The organism is Lactococcus sp. S64, assembly GCF_016516525.1.
In the GTDB taxonomy this organism is placed as follows: domain Bacteria; phylum Bacillota; class Bacilli; order Lactobacillales; family Streptococcaceae; genus Lactococcus; species Lactococcus lactis.
The window spans coordinates 106,869-122,238 of sequence record NZ_JACVUQ010000003.1 but is presented as its reverse complement, the minus strand read 5'-3'; the positions used below and the strand labels follow the sequence as shown (position 1 = coordinate 122,238).

Below are 15,370 nucleotides of genomic sequence, written 5' to 3'. Positions count from 1 at the left end.
TTCTAAGTAATGTATTTTATAGATTATAAAGGAGAAATAAATGAAAATTGAAAATCGCCGTAAAGGCTCATGTACAACAGTTCTTGTGGGAAGAAAAGCATCAATTGATGGTTCAACCATGATTGCTCGTAATGATGATGGACACGAAGCTTTGGATCCACAACGCTTTATTGTGATTCAACCTGAAGAACAACCTCGTCATTATAAAGCTGTTTTATCTGGTTTAGAATTAGATTTACCTGAAAATCCATTACGTTATACATCAACGCCAAATGCTGTTTTAAAAGAAGGAATTTGGCCAGCGGCTGGGATTAATAGTGCTAATGTTGCGATGTCTGCAACAGAAACAATTACTACTAATCCAAGAATCTTGGGTCTTGATCCTTATGTGGAAAATGGGATGGGTGAAGAAGACCTTGTAACACTTGTTTTGCCATACATTAAAAGTGCTCGCGAGGGGGTTGAGCGTTTGGGACAATTACTTAAGACTTATGGAACTTATGAGCCAAACGGGATTGCTTTTGCTGACAAAGAAGAAGTTTGGTGGTTAGAAACAATCGGTGGTCATCATTGGGCAGCAGTTCGTATTCCTGATGATTCTTATGTTGTAGCGCCAAATCGAATGAATATTGATGAATTCAAATTTGATAATGATGATTATATGTGTTCAAGTGATTTGAAACAATTAATTGACGCAAATCATTTAAATCCTGATTTTGAAGGCTATGAAAGTCATTATAATTTGCGTCATATCTTTGGTTCATCTTCAATCAAAGATTCTGTTTATAATAATCCACGAACTTGGTATGGTCAAAACTTCTTGGGGAATCCATCTGAAGATCCACAAAATCAAGAACTTCCATTCATTTGTGAAGCCAGTCGAAAAATTACTGTTGAAGATGTTAAATTTGTTTTATCAAGTCATTTTGAAAATACAAAATATGATCCTTACGGCAGCACAAATAGTCCAGAAGAAAGAAAACTTTTCCGTCCAATTGGAATAAATCGTAATCATAGTGTTCATATTTTGCAAGTTAGAAATAATGTTCCTGATGAATTAGCAGGAGTTCAATGGCTTGCTTTTGGAGCAAACACTTTCAATCATGTTGTACCATTCTACACTGCAATTAATGATACGCCAGCTTCTTATCGTGATGCTAAGGGAGAATATGATCCAACAAATATGTACTGGTTGAGCGCAACAACAGCTGTTCTTGGTGATTCTAATTATGATTTATTTGTTGATTTACGAAATACTTTTGAATTAAATACCATGGCAAAATTCCATGAAATTCAAAATGAGACAGATAAGAATTTTGAAACAGCTGAAGATAAAATTGCTTATTTGACTCAAGCAAATGAAAAATTAGCAGAGGCGGCGTTTAAAGCACAAACGGAACTTTTGGGACGTATGGTCGTTCTTGGTTCAGCTAATATGAAATTGCGTTTTGATTTTAATGACTAATTTATTTTAAAAAAAATTGTAAAAAAGTAGTTGAAAAGCTACTTTTTTTAGTTTTCTTTAAAGTACAAAATGGTATAATACTAAATAAGTCTCAAAAATAGAAAAGGGAAAGAAATGAATTCTAGAAAAAGTAAAAAAGTGAGAAAAGGCCGAGGAGGTAAAATTTTTGCGATTTTATTATCCATTGTTATATTTTTTGCTTTAATTATTTTTGGAGTAGTCATGATTGGTCGTCAAGTCATTTCAAGTCAAACGGATAATATTGCTGCTAAATTTTTACCAAGCTCAGGAAGTTCAGGAAGCTCAGAAGGCTCAGCTAGTGTGACTGATGCAGTGAGTCAAATGGGATCGGCAACACCATCAGCTATTGCCACAAAATTAAATGAAAATGCAGATGTAATTAAGAGTCAATCGCAAGGAATGATAAGTTCAGCAAAAGCAACGAGCACTGGCTCTAAAGTGACTTACACCTTGGAATCCTCTAAACTCAATAAAGCAACCGTTGGCGCCCTTTTATTAGCAAGTGGTGACCAAGTTGAAGAAGTAGCGGATAAAGTGTTAGATTCAATGAAAAAAGCTGGGGTTGCTCAACCTAAATTGCAAGTTGATTTGACTGATGATAAGGGGAATGTCATCAAAACGTTGAATTATAGTGCTTAAAATTGGATTTTACAAAAAAACAACATTTATTCAGTTAAATGTTGTTTTTTTGAATCTTAAGTGATAGAATATTCTAATAATTACTTAATTAGGAGGAAAATTATGAATATCTCAGAAGAAGTACGTCCCGGAGCCAATAGATATGTGAGTGGTCAAGGAATTTTGCAAGATTTAGAAAGCTATCTTGCGTCTTTTAATAAACTTGCGATAATTACTGGGGAAAAATCTTTTCAGGTTTTTCAAGATTTTTATCCTAAAGACTTAAGTTATCCTGTTTTTCATTATGATGGCTCGGCCTCTATCGAAAATGGGAAAAAACTGGCCAAAGAAATTGGTCAATCCGATGGCCTTCTTGCAATTGGCGGAGGGCGTTTGATTGATACTTGTAAAGTTGTAGCCCAGGAGCTAAACTGTGAGTTAATTATTATTCCGACCTTGGTTTCTAATTGTGCTCCTTACACACCGGTTGCAGCTCTTTATCACCCTGACCATACTTTTGATAAAGTGGGTTATTTAAATAAAGTGAGCTATTTAACTTTAGTTGATTATGATTTTTTATTGGCAACACCTCATGATTATTTTGTTGCTGGAATCGGAGATACACTCGCCAAATGGTATGAAATGGAAGGAATCGTTCGTCAGGTTTCACAGGAAGAACTTTCAGCCTCAGTTCGTTTGGGATTTGCGAGTGCAAAGGAAATTTTTAAAATATTATTTGCTGATTCTAAAGCAGCACTTAATGATTTGGCTGAACAGAAAGTGACGCCAGCTTTTGGGCGAATTGTTGATACAATCATTGAACTTTCAGGAACAGTTGGAGGTTTTGCTGGGACTTATGGACGGATGTCAGGGGCTCATGCGCTTCATAATGGCCTATCACTTTGCTCAGAGACACATCCTATTTTACATGGCTCAAAAGTCGCTTATGGAGTCTTGGTACAATTGGCTTATACGGGAGATACTTCAGAAATTGAAAAACTCTTGCCATTTTATAAGGAAAATCATTTACCTGCTTCTCTAGCAGAAATTAATTTGCCATTTGATTTGGAAAAATTGCAAGCAGTAGCAAAATTTGCAGCCAGTCCTGTAGAATCTTATCGTTTGATTGATTCAAAAGTTACTGACGAAAAAATCATAAGTGCCATCAAAGCCTTAGAAGCTCTTGTCAGCAAAAAATAAGGTTTGACATTCTATCATTGAATCTAAAAGTTACTGACAGAAATTTTGAAAAATAGAATCAAAGTTTCAAGGTCAAAAATGAAATAAGGAAAAAGGAATGACGATAAGTTTACAACAACTCAAATATTTTATTGAAGTAGCCAGAGTGGGTTCAATTAATCAAGCTGCTGAAATTCTTTTTATTACACAACCTTCATTGTCAAAGGCGATTAAAGATATTGAAGTGGAAGTTGATTTGTCGCTTTTTCAACGGTCAAGTAAAGGAATTTCGCTGACAGCAGATGGTGCAGAGTTTTTGGGATATGCACGACAAGTTGTAGAACAATCTGATTTATTGGAAACACGGTGGTTGGATCGAAAGCCCTCTCGAAAACTTTGTGCGATTTCGACCCAGCATTATGCTTTTGCAGTGAATGCCTTTGTCAATATGGTCAAAAAAACAGAAAGTCAGGGGATTGGAGAATACGAATATACTCTGCGAGAAGCTAGAACTTATGAAATTATTGAAGATGTAAAGTCACTGCGCAGTGAGTTAGGAATTCTTTATAAAAATTCATACAATGCAAATGTTATGGATAAGATTTTAAAAGAAAATCGATTAACTTTTCATCCACTTTTCTTGGCGGAGCCGCATATCTTTGTCAGTTCAACAAATCCTTTAGCTCATAAAAAATTTGTAACATTAGAAGATTTAGAAGAATTTCCCCGCCTATCCTATGAACAAGGAGAACACAATTCTTTCTATTTTTCAGAAGAAATTTTATCTACGGTTTATGCTAAAAAAGACATTAAAGTAGGAGACCGAGCCACCATTTTCAATTTGATGATTGGATTAAATGGATATACAATTTCAACTGGAATTGTCAGTCAAGACTTGAATGGTGACAATATTGTAGCCATTCCCTTAGCAGTGGAAGATAATATTGAGATTGGTTGGATCTCACTAAGTGAACTTCAATTGACCAATCAGGCTGAACTTTATTTAAAAGAATTGGAAAAAATTGTACATCCTTTTGACGTTCGTGAAGGTAAAAAAATTACTGACAGCTCATCAAATGAAATCTGTCAGTAAAAAATTAAAGCCGTCATTACTGACAGGCTTTTTTGTGGTATAATCATAGGTAATATAAGAGAAATTAGGACGAAAAATGGCAGACTTCATCGCACAAAATTTAAGTAAATCAGTTGGAGAAAAAACGGTTTTCAACAAAATCAATTTTATCATTCATGATCTTGACCGAATTGGTCTTTTGGGAGTTAATGGTACGGGTAAAACAACGCTCCTAAATGTTATTTCAGGACTTTCAGGATTTGATGGAGACCGTACGCCTTTTGATCATCCACAAAATTATAAAATTACATACCTTACTCAGGAACCTGATTTTAATCCAAAAGCTACAATTTTAGACACCGTCTTAGATGATTCGCTTCCGCAAATGCGAGCAATTAAAAATTACGAAGCAGCCCTTTTAGATTATGAAAATTTAGCTAAGTTAGAACGTGCCCAATCAGAAATGGATGCTCTGAATGCTTGGCAAGTAGAAGCAGATGTCAAAACAATTTTGACTAAACTTCAACTTCCTGACTCCGCCACTCTAATCGAAAGCCTTTCAGGTGGACAAAAAAGACGGGTTCAATTGGCTCAAGCTTTAGTCAATGATTCCGATTTATTATTACTTGATGAACCAACCAACCATCTCGATGTTGAAACCATCGCTTGGTTGCAAAATTATCTAAAAAATTCTCGAAGAACCGTTCTTTTTGTCACGCACGACCGCTATTTCTTAGATAATGTTGCAACACGAATTTTTGAACTTGAAGATGCGGGGCTTAAAGAATACCAAGGAAATTATCAAGATTATCTTGCAAAAAAAGCTGAAGATGAAGAAAGAGAAGCCGCAGAAAGTCACAAGGCAAAACAACTTTATCAATCTGAATTAACTTGGATTCGTAAATCACCTCAAGCGCGTGCTACAAAACAACAAGCACGGATTGACCGCTTTGAAGACCTTAAAGATTCTATGAAAACTAGTAAAAATCTAGGAGATTTAGAACTCAACATTGCGAGCAGTCGCTTAGGGAAAAAAGTAATTAATTTTAAAAATGCCGCTTTTTCTTATCCTGACCGACCAATTTTTAAAGATTTTGAATTAATCGTTCAAGGGCATTCGCGCTTGGGGATTGTTGGTGATAATGGCGTCGGAAAATCGACCTTACTCAATATCATTGATGGTGAGCTAGCATTAACTGACGGGATTTTGGAAATTGGTGAAACAGTCAAAATTGGTTATTTCAGTCAAGAAATTCGTGGACTTGATGAAAATAAACGCATGATTAACTTTCTTGAAGAAGTTGCATCTGCTGCGCATAACAGCAGCGGTGAAAATATTTCAATTGTTAATTTATTAGAGCAGTTTCTCTTCCCAAGAAGTAGTCATGGAACACTGATTTCTAAACTTTCAGGTGGTGAGAAAAAACGACTCTATTTACTTAAAATTTTATTATTACAACCCAATGTGCTTTTGCTTGACGAACCAACCAATGACTTGGATATTGCAACCTTAACCGTGCTTGAAAATTTCCTAGGCTCTTTTCCGGGTGCTGTTTTGACAGTTTCTCATGACCGCTATTTCCAAGATAAAGTGAGCAACGAATTACTTGCCTTTGAAGATGGGCAAATTAATCATTATTTTGGTGCTTACAGTGACTATTTAGCTGTCAAAATGGAAGAAAAATCTGCTGACAAAGCTGTCAGTAAAATTGAAAGTCCAATAAGTACTGACAAAACTGAAAATACTGACAAAACGAAACTGACCTATATGGAAAAGAAAGAATGGGAAACCATTGAAAGTCAAATTGCTGAAATCGAAGAGCGAATTTCTGAGATTGACACAGAAATGAATGAAAATGGTTCAAATACAGAACTCCTACTGGATTTACAAAAAGAACTAGACAACAAAACAAAAGAACTTGAAGAAAAATATGAACGTTGGGAATATCTATCAGAAAGGGCTGACTAAAACATTATGACAACGCAAGAACTTATTGAAACCTTACAAAAATTTCCGGCAGAAGCAACTGTAAAAATCATTCAAAACGATATCAGTGGTGAACGATTTTTTGATGTTAATACAGTAGAAAATCTGGCCAGAGTCCGTGTTACCACTGCAGGAGTTGAAACCGTAGATACCGTGATTATTGGTATTTAAACCCAGAGACGAAAGAGGAAGTCAAATGTTAAAAATCGGAATTATGGGTGCCGCTAAAATTGTTCCAAGATTTGTAGCAGGTGTAAAAGAGAGTGGTCAAGCTGAAGTTACTGGGATTGCCGCCAGAAATAAAGAAAAAGCACAAAAAACCGCTTTGGAATTAGAAATTCCACAAGTTTATGATGATTATGCAAGCTTAGTAAATGCAGCAGAAATTGATTTAATCTATATTCCACTCATCAATAAACAACATTATCCTCAAGCAAAAATGGCTTTAGAAGCAGGTAAAAATGTACTTCTAGAAAAACCATTTACCTTGACTCTTGAAGAAAGTCAGGAATTATTCAAGATAGCAAATGAAAAAAATCTTTTTTTGATGGAAGCTCAAAAATCTGTTTTCCTACCTGTGATGGCCCAAATCAAAAAATGGCTTGATGCCAATGAAATTGGTAAAATATCTCGTCTTGCAATAAATGATTTCAGACCCCATACCAACCGGGAGAGCTGGGCCTTAGACATAAAAGAAGGCGGCGGCGCTTTTATCATGCATGCCAGCTATCCACTCTCTGTCTTACAATTCTTATTTGGAACAGGTTTTGATGCAGCAAAAGGAATTTATTGGTCTTCTGAAGAAAATAAAGCAGATTTAGATTACGAAATTCTCTTAAAAAAAGCAGAAATTATGATTAATATTTCACTTAGCACGCGCTTAGATAAACCAAATACATTTATCATTTACGGTGAAAAAGGAGAAATTTCAGTTCCAAATTATTGGAAATCAAACCAAGCCAGTCTTATTAAAAATGATGGAACGGTTGAAGAATTTTTTCATCCAATGCCAAGTGAATTCAGCTATGAGATTGATGAAATTGCTGAACTAATCAATAAGGGCAAGAAAAAAAGTGAAAAACTTTCCCCAGAAATGACAATGACGACAGTCAAAATTGTGGAAGACCTATACCAAGAATGGTTTGGTAAAGAGTGGCCAAATATAAAATAAAAACACTAGTTATCTAGTGTTTTTTCTTAAAAATTTAAATTTCCCTTTAAAACGTTGTAAGGCTAAATAACGTTCACGTGCTTTGTGCATCGCTTGGTAACGTTTAGGATCTTTTTTATAGTATTGTTGATGATATTCTTCAGCTGGCCAAAAAGTTTTTGCCTCTTCAATCGGAACAACAATTGGTTTATCCCAAATTCCAGATTTCTCTAAGGCAATTTTACTTTTTTGAGCAGCAATTCTTTGTTCTTCACTTTCAACAAAAATCACTGGACGATAATTTGCACCTCGGTCATAAATTTGTCCGTCAGCATCAGTGGGGTCAATCAATGACCAATAAATATCTAATAGTTCATCATAAGAAATCAATTCATTATCAAATAAAATTTCAACTGCTTCCGTATGGCCAGAAGCTTTTGAGAGGACTTGGTCATAAGTAGGGTATTCGATATGTCCACCAGTATAACCACTAGTTACAGCCAAAATACCTGGACGTTCTTCAAAAGGTTCAACCATACACCAAAAACAACCACCAGCAAAAATAGCTCGTTCTGTACTCATTTTACACCTCCATTTGCTCTAATTTAATTATATCATGTGAAAAAAATGCCACCTCATCATTTGACTCGAACTTTAAAAATTTTGAATTTGACTTTTTTGTGATAGAATAGTTAAAAATAGAAAAGGGGAACGATTTTTTAATGCTAAAAACAACTTTTGCAAATGCGGAATTCGCTAATCCATTCATGAACGCTTCAGGAGTCCATTGTATGACAACTGAGGATTTAGAAGAATTAAAAGCCTCTCAAGCAGGGGCCTATATCACCAAAAGTTCCACATTAGAAAAAAGAGAAGGTAATCCACTCCCACGTTATGTTGACTTAGAATTAGGCTCAATTAATTCTATGGGCCTGCCTAACCTAGGGTTTGATTACTACTTAGATTATGTTTTAAAAAATCAAAAAGAAAAGGCTCAAGAAGCGCCCATCTTCTTTTCCATTGCTGGGATGAGCGCAGCAGAAAATATCGCTATGCTTAAGAAAATTCAAGAAAGTAATTTTTCAGGAATTACAGAATTGAACCTTTCTTGTCCAAATGTCCCTGGGAAACCACAGCTTGCTTATGATTTTGAAGCTACTGAAAAACTCCTAAAAGAAGTTTTTGCCTTCTTCACAAAGCCTTTAGGTGTAAAACTTCCTCCTTATTTTGACCTCGTTCATTTTGATATCATGGCAGAAATCCTCAATCAATTTCCATTGACTTATGTTAACTCAGTCAATAGTATTGGGAATGGACTTTTTATTGATTCAGAAGCAGAAAGCGTAGTTATTAAGCCTAAAGACGGTTTTGGTGGAATTGGTGGAGCATACATCAAACCAACAGCGCTTGCAAATGTTCGTGCTTTCTATACTCGACTCAAACCTGAAATTCAAATCATTGGAACAGGTGGTATTGAAACAGGACAAGATGCCTTTGAACACCTCTTATGTGGAGCTACAATGCTTCAAATTGGTACAGCTTTACACAAAGAAGGCCCTACAATTTTTGATCGAATCATTAAAGAATTAGAAGAAATTATGGATAAAAAAGGTTATCAATCAATTGCTGATTTCCATGGAAAATTAAAATCATTATAAAAAATTATCATAAAAAGCTGAATTTAAACAGCTTTTTTCTTATCTTATAAATGAAATTTAAAAATTACTAAAAGAGATGATATAATGTAAAAGATTAAACAAACAAGGAGAAATATATGGAAATTTTTATGACTTTTATCGTTTATTCTTTTATTGGTTGGATATGGGAGACCTTTTATTGCTCATTTAAAGACCGGCATTTTGTTTTTAGAGGTTTTTTATTAGGCCCTTATTGCCCTGTTTATGGTTTTGGCGTCTCTGCCGTCTTACTTTTAGTTCCAGATACTGGAAATTTATTCAGCCTTTATCTTAATACGATTGTGATTGTGACAGTCGTTGAATTCATTGGAAGTTGGATTTTAGAGAAATTCTTTAATATGAAGTTATGGGACTACTCAACCCTCCCTTTCAATATTGAAGGAAGAGTAGCTGTTCCCGTTTCATTATTTTGGGGTGTAGGTTGTATTATCTTAATTAAATTAGTTAATCCACCTGTTCAAAATTGGATTCATGATTTTAATGAATTAACCCACAGTTGGGGTGTGATTTTGATATTAATTATCTTTCTGGCTGACCTTGTTTCAACATTTATTTTTACGATTTCAACCAAAAAAGAAGTCTTGGCTATGATTGATGATTCTGACAAAGAAAATGCAGCAATCAAAGAATTTCGTCTTAAACATCTCTTTGCAAACCATGAAACAGCAGCAAATCGGATAAAAGTATTAGAATTACTTAAAAATAAACCTCTAAAATTAAAACATTATAATTTGCGCAGAATTCTCAAAAACTATCCAAATATGAATTTGACCAAAAAACGATAATTTAAAAATCGTAAGCGTTTTTAGTAGCCTTAGAAATAAATTCGTGGCATAATGAGGTCATGAATAAAACATTTGAAAAAGAAGAAATTTTAAATGAACTCTATAATCTTATATTAGACCGAAATATTCGTGACTGGGAACGCCAGTGTTTACTTCATACGAAAGTTCAATTAGAAAATCAAGGTCAACTTGCAGATGAGTTAGCAAAATTAGAAGTGACCTTAAGACCACTGGCGTTACGCTATAATCTTACACCAAAGGTCGCTGAATTTTATCAAAAAATTTCCAGCAGCAAACTCTTTGGTCGAGGAGTTGGTGGCATTATATAAGCCCTTAGTTCTCCTTATGCTTTAAAAGCATAAGGAGTTTTTAAAAAAGTATTTTAAAAAAAGTAAAATTCATTTTATAATGAATTCAATAAAAGAAAAGGAAGTACAAAAATGAAATTAGCTTATTTTGTCGAAAAAAATAAAATGGAAGTTAGAGAATTTCCCAAAGCGCAACTTGTAAAAGAAACAGATGCTATCATAAAAATTGTTCGTGCCTGCGTATGTGGTTCCGATTTATGGTGGTTCCGTGGGATTTCTGAACGTCAACCTGGACCGGTAGGGCATGAAGCTATTGGTCTGATTGAAGAAGTAGGCACCGGAGTTAAAAACTTTAAAGTAGGAGATTTTGTCATTGTTCCCTTTACGCACGGTTGTGGACACTGTCCAATTTGTTTGGCTGGCTTTGAAGCCAATTGTCCAAATGCAAAAGATGGTGTGAATGGCGGCTATCAAGGAGAATTCTATCGGGCGATTAATGCTGATGGTGCACTTGTCAAAATCCCGGGCCAACCAAGTGATTATTCTGATGATCAGTTGGCTTCATTGACGACTTTAGCTGATGTCATGCCTACAGGTTTTCATGCAGCTAAAGCAGCAGATGTCCATGAAGGTGATACAGTGGTTGTCTTTGGTGATGGAGCGGTTGGACTTTGTGCAGTGATTTCAGCTAAACTTTTAGGAGCAAAACGGATTATTGCCATGAGTCGCCATGAAGACCGTGCAGCACTTGCGCGTGACTTTGGTGCAACAGATATTATTGCTGAACGTGGTGAAGAAGCGATTCAAAAAATAATGTTCTTAACCAATGGTTATGGTGCAGATGCTGCCTTAGAATGTGTCGGAACAAAACAAGCAATTGAATCTGCTTTTCAAGCGGTAAGAGCAGGAGGGCGAGTAGGTCGTGTGGGAGTTCCTCATGATGTTGATTACAATGAATGGATTGATTCTCTTTTTTGGAAAAATATTCAACTTGGAGGTGGAGTAGCCTCTGTCGCACGCTGGGATAAGGAAATCTTACTTGAAGCAGTTTTAAGTGGGGAGATCAATCCAGGCCGTGTCTTTACAGCAGAATTTAGCTTAGATGAAATTCAAAAAGCATATGAAGCAATGGATCAACGTACAGCAATTAAATCTCTATTGAGAATTTCAGAGGGATAAATAAGAAAATAGTAAATAAATCAAAAGTCTACCAAAGTTGGTGGGCTTTTTTGTATTCTGAAAGTCTTGTTTTTAAATTAAGTTAAAATGATTACTTTATTTTTACCAAAGTTTCTAATTAAGCGTATAATGTTAAATAATCAGAAAACAAAAAACATTCACTAAAAGGAGGTTTTGCATTGGAAAATCAGAAAAAGCACTTTCAGATGAAGTCATCAAGTAAATTTTGGTTACTTAGCACTGGAATTCTTTTAAGTTTGTTAGTGACTAGTCACCCTTTAGCAGTAAAGGCTGATGAAAATTCGGCTGTTACCCCACCAAGTCAAACTGAAGCTGTCACCAATCCAACTGTAAATTCTTCTCTTGCCGCGTCTGATTCGACAACCGAAGGAAATACAGAAAGTTCACAGGCAGAAATGCAAACTAAAGAGGCAAACTCACTAACTTCGCAGGCAAGCACAACCCTAAGCGCCAGTTCAGTTTCATCATCTTCAACCAGTTCGGCTCAGGCTTCAAGTGTAGAAATAAGCTATAATTCGTTAGAAACTGCAAGTTCGACCAGTTCAGGCTCGGAAATAAACGCCTCAACTTCAAAAGCCCCAAGTGTTCCTCTTGATTCATCAAAAGCAAATGTCACAATTGGTTCAAGCCTATCGGCGAGCGGAACAATCATAAATCCTGCTCTCACAAATGGTTCAATTGCCAGCCAAGCCAATGGTCAAGATCCTATTATAAGCTCGATTTCTGCGACAGGTTCAGTCGCTAATGATATTACGGGTCCGTCCACGCTAGATGGTATCAATATTACAATCAAGGCTAATAATCTTGTGCCAAATAACTTTTTAACGCCTGATGGTCTTCATTGGTCGGCAAATACAGAGGTTATTCCAATCACAGGTCAGGTAACAGGTCAAATCAGTACTGAAAACTTTGGACAAACGGATGGCCCGACCATACCTGCGACCACTTATACTATGAATGCAGGAGATTCTGGCCGAATTACTAATGTTGGAAGGACCCTCGCCGGAACCAATCTAGATTTGATCTACAAAGTCATTTCAACAGATGAATCAAGCTGGCAAGCCCCCTCAGAAAGTACGTCTGACTGTCCGATTGGATTGGCTTTTACAGGTGAACAAAACATTGCCAATTCCGACGGAAACTCAATTGTCGCTCTTTATTTTGGGGCAAATAACGTCAATATCAACTATCAAATCGTGGCACATAATACAAACTTTCAAGTCCCTGTCCTCACCTCATTTATCACAACGGATATTGATATGGCACAAGGAGTCAAGACCAATCTTGCCAACCTTTTAACGGTCATTCCAAAGACCACTAATCTTGCGACAGATTCAAGTGGTGTTATTTATGATACAACAATTCCTGATATCGACTTGAACGGTCAAGCTAGTCTACCTTATGGTGGTTATCTGGGTGTCGGTTTTCTGTCAAACTTTGACTATGATTTTTATAGTCCAGCACCCGCTCGTAGTGGAGATTCTTATCAATATTCACAAGGGGTTCGCTATGACCTCTTTGGCTCAGCACTTCAAGCACACCTAACCACCCAAGTCAGAGATATCGTTTATCTTAACTATTACGACGCCGATGAAAACAATCAATTGATTGTGCCACAGCACCAATTTATCTGGTTTCCAAATGTTTCTTGGAATGTTCCAGTAAGTAATTTTCCGCATTATCAATACGGTTGGCAAAACCAAACGACCAAAGGAAACACGATAAATGTTAGTGATTATTATCATATCCAAAGTACCGTCACTTATGATTACTATGGTATGGACGGGGTTTATCTCGGTCAAGAATCCACCACGGGGCTTTATGGACATTCTTATTCGGTCAATGTGCCTTATAACTTTGGCAATTACTATATCGAAGGAAGCACGACGCGGTCTGGACTTTATCCGAAACATGATGAAACGCTAAACGTTTACTACAAATATGTTCCACCGATTGTTTATTACAACACGAGCAATCCTTATGCGACGACTTATTATGCCAATGGTTACGAGTATGTGCCGAATTATATTCCGCCAGTTGTTTATTATGCACCAACTTATGATAGTTATGGCTATGGTGGAGGCTACTCTTACTCTGGAGGTTATGCTTATTCATCAGGTGGATATAGTAGTTCTAGCGGAGCTTACTATCCAAATTATGTCCCACAATCTGCTTATTATTCTAAAGAAGCTCAACTTGTAGCAGAAGAAGGTGGGAATAATTCATCTAAAGTAAATTATTCCACGGATAAAGAAGATAACTCACTTTTGAATTTTGGAGAAAGTGTATGGTCTTCTAGTTTGGGAGAAAGCCTAAAAAATGTGACACGATTTGCTCCTTGGCAAATAAGTAGTTTTGTGGACTATGGGACGCAGATTGTATCGGGAGAGGATGCAAATGATGCTCTAAATAAAACGGCTGTTCATGCTGGACTGAGTGCGGTGGGAGATGTAGCAGGTGAATATGTTGCAGAAGAAATTGGAGGAATGCTTGGGACTGCTCTTGCTCCTGGGGTTGGTACAATTATTGGAATTGGAATAGGTGCGGCTCTTGGTGTTGGTTTTGATTTTATTTACGATAAAATTAAAAAAAGAAGGAGGTAGATAATGGTAAATATAGAAAAGAAAAGTTCTATCTTTGATTCTCATAAACAATTTTTATATGAAGAAGTTGGGAAGAGATATTACATTGATACACAGACCTTTCAGCTTTTTTATATAAAAACTGAGATTAATAATTCTTCTTCAAATCAGAGGAAAAATTTTGCTCAATTTTCAGGGATTCTAGCAACTGTTCTTGGAGTGTTAGCACAATCGATTATTTCTTCACCAACTTATCTGGTAAAAATATCTTTAGTTTTAGGAATGGTTATTTTAACAGTTCTTATCACTTCTCTTTTATATTTTGTTGAGAGAATGTTTGATTATCCAAGATTTAAAGACTTGGATAGAGGATTAAAAGCTTGGAAATACAAAGCTATTGTGTTGGTGCCCGAAAAAAAGTTGAGGATACTTAGAGAAGTGAAAAAGCATATTAGGATAGTTATATTAATCTGTTTGTTTTTCTTAATCTTAACTCCAATATTTGGAGGACTATATGTTACAACTTCAGAACCTAGACTGTTTATTCTATATGGTATTGTATTTTTTCTGTTCACTTTACTCTTTCCATATTTAATTTTGGCAATTAAAAAAGAAAGGATTGTTGATAAATGGGAGAAAAAAACAAGAGAAAATGGTAATGGAAAAAACTAAAATAATATATCTTCGTACTGAAAATATGGTTAATTACTATATCAATGTAGAAAATTATCAGTTATATACCCGTTCTTCGCCTAATAGCAAATCAGCCGCTGGGGTACAACTTGTTTCATTCTCTGGAAGTATTGCGACAATTTTGGGGATTGTATCCAAGGGAAATAATATTTTTGAAAATCCAAGAAACAATCTAATAATTCTCGCCATTATGTGGGGAATTGCAATACCCTCGGCCATATTATTATCAATTTTAGTGATAAGAGAGAAGAAAAAGATAAATATGGGCGAAAAGTTAATTTTAAAAAAGAGAAATAAAGAGGATAAGGGGCTATTGGACAGAAGTTATAAGGCGAGCTATCTATTATCGATCACTTTTCTTGCCCCTATAGGAATGATTATGGGTTCTTTCTATTTTGTAGGAAATGGTAATATGTTGTTCTTCGTCTGTATGATACTCGCAACAATGCTCAGCTCATTGGCGGTTCCTTTTGCTCTGAATATTCCACAAAGCTACAAACTTCTTAGAAAAATGAAGAAAGAAGGAATCTTTTAACTCTGAACATGATGTCTATGGAAAAAAATGAAAGAGGAATACAGAAATAAAAATATGGTTGATATTGGTTTAAACGGA

General features: G+C 35.7%; 15 protein-coding genes. 14 read left to right on the top strand and 1 reads right to left on the bottom strand.

Annotated elements, in window-relative coordinates:
• Window positions 1-40: 40 nt before the first annotated feature.
• From IAE51_RS04560 to IAE51_RS04530, 7 genes are all read left to right on the top strand, one after another.
• Window positions 41-1,465 (top strand): C69 family dipeptidase, encoded by a 1,425-nt coding sequence (locus IAE51_RS04560; RefSeq protein ID WP_153242202.1) that lies wholly within the window; start codon window positions 41-43, stop codon window positions 1,463-1,465.
• A gap of 114 nt (window positions 1,466-1,579) precedes the next feature.
• The gene (locus tag IAE51_RS04555) at window positions 1,580-2,125 is read left to right on the top strand and encodes a hypothetical protein (protein ID WP_021722725.1); all 546 of its coding nucleotides are present in this window, start codon (window positions 1,580-1,582) and stop codon (window positions 2,123-2,125) included.
• A gap of 102 nt (window positions 2,126-2,227) precedes the next feature.
• A complete protein-coding gene (locus tag IAE51_RS04550) occupies window positions 2,228-3,304 on the top strand; it encodes an iron-containing alcohol dehydrogenase family protein (RefSeq protein ID WP_003130693.1) in 1,077 nt (358 codons plus the stop codon).
• 97 nt (window positions 3,305-3,401) lie between these two features.
• Window positions 3,402-4,376 (top strand): LysR family transcriptional regulator, encoded by a 975-nt coding sequence (locus IAE51_RS04545; protein WP_081043120.1) that lies wholly within the window; start codon window positions 3,402-3,404, stop codon window positions 4,374-4,376.
• A gap of 76 nt (window positions 4,377-4,452) precedes the next feature.
• Window positions 4,453-6,324, top strand: a complete 1,872-nt coding sequence (locus tag IAE51_RS04540; protein ID WP_168784481.1) for an ABC-F family ATP-binding cassette domain-containing protein — start codon at window positions 4,453-4,455, stop codon at window positions 6,322-6,324.
• A gap of 6 nt (window positions 6,325-6,330) precedes the next feature.
• Window positions 6,331-6,513, top strand: coding sequence for a hypothetical protein (locus tag IAE51_RS04535; protein ID WP_021722729.1), 183 nt, complete (start codon window positions 6,331-6,333; stop codon window positions 6,511-6,513).
• Window positions 6,514-6,538: 25 nt separating this feature from the next.
• Entirely contained in the window at window positions 6,539-7,513 is a 975-nt protein-coding gene (locus IAE51_RS04530; protein WP_129880937.1) for a Gfo/Idh/MocA family protein, read from the top strand.
• A 9-nt stretch (window positions 7,514-7,522) separates the two neighbouring features.
• Here IAE51_RS04530 and msrA read toward each other — a convergent pair whose 3' ends face one another.
• Window positions 7,523-8,074 (bottom strand): peptide-methionine (S)-S-oxide reductase MsrA, encoded by a 552-nt coding sequence (msrA, locus tag IAE51_RS04525; RefSeq protein WP_003130680.1) that lies wholly within the window; start codon window positions 8,072-8,074, stop codon window positions 7,523-7,525.
• 140 nt (window positions 8,075-8,214) lie between these two features.
• On the opposite strand from msrA, the gene IAE51_RS04520 reads away from it, so the two are divergent.
• From IAE51_RS04520 to IAE51_RS04490, 7 genes are all read left to right on the top strand, one after another.
• The gene (locus IAE51_RS04520) at window positions 8,215-9,150 is read left to right on the top strand and encodes a dihydroorotate oxidase (RefSeq protein ID WP_033901048.1); all 936 of its coding nucleotides are present in this window, start codon (window positions 8,215-8,217) and stop codon (window positions 9,148-9,150) included.
• Window positions 9,151-9,266: 116 nt separating this feature from the next.
• Window positions 9,267-9,974, top strand: coding sequence for a hypothetical protein (locus IAE51_RS04515; RefSeq protein ID WP_017864744.1), 708 nt, complete (start codon window positions 9,267-9,269; stop codon window positions 9,972-9,974).
• A 59-nt stretch (window positions 9,975-10,033) separates the two neighbouring features.
• On the top strand, window positions 10,034-10,303 hold the full coding sequence (locus tag IAE51_RS04510) for a bacteriocin immunity protein (RefSeq protein ID WP_200094846.1): 270 nt from the start codon (window positions 10,034-10,036) through the stop codon (window positions 10,301-10,303).
• Window positions 10,304-10,414: 111 nt separating this feature from the next.
• The gene (locus IAE51_RS04505; RefSeq protein WP_168784482.1) at window positions 10,415-11,461 is read left to right on the top strand and encodes a zinc-dependent alcohol dehydrogenase family protein; all 1,047 of its coding nucleotides are present in this window, start codon (window positions 10,415-10,417) and stop codon (window positions 11,459-11,461) included.
• A gap of 179 nt (window positions 11,462-11,640) precedes the next feature.
• Window positions 11,641-14,085 carry a cell wall anchor protein gene (locus tag IAE51_RS04500; RefSeq protein ID WP_129880935.1) on the top strand — a complete coding sequence of 815 codons (2,445 nt, stop codon included), beginning with the start codon at window positions 11,641-11,643 and terminating at the stop codon, window positions 14,083-14,085.
• A gap of 3 nt (window positions 14,086-14,088) precedes the next feature.
• Window positions 14,089-14,736, top strand: a complete 648-nt coding sequence (locus tag IAE51_RS04495) for a hypothetical protein (RefSeq protein WP_003130008.1) — start codon at window positions 14,089-14,091, stop codon at window positions 14,734-14,736.
• Window positions 14,723-15,292, top strand: coding sequence for a hypothetical protein (locus IAE51_RS04490; RefSeq protein WP_051880132.1), 570 nt, complete (start codon window positions 14,723-14,725; stop codon window positions 15,290-15,292). Before IAE51_RS04495 ends, IAE51_RS04490 begins: the two co-directional genes overlap by 14 nt.
• Window positions 15,293-15,370: the final 78 nt, after the last annotated feature.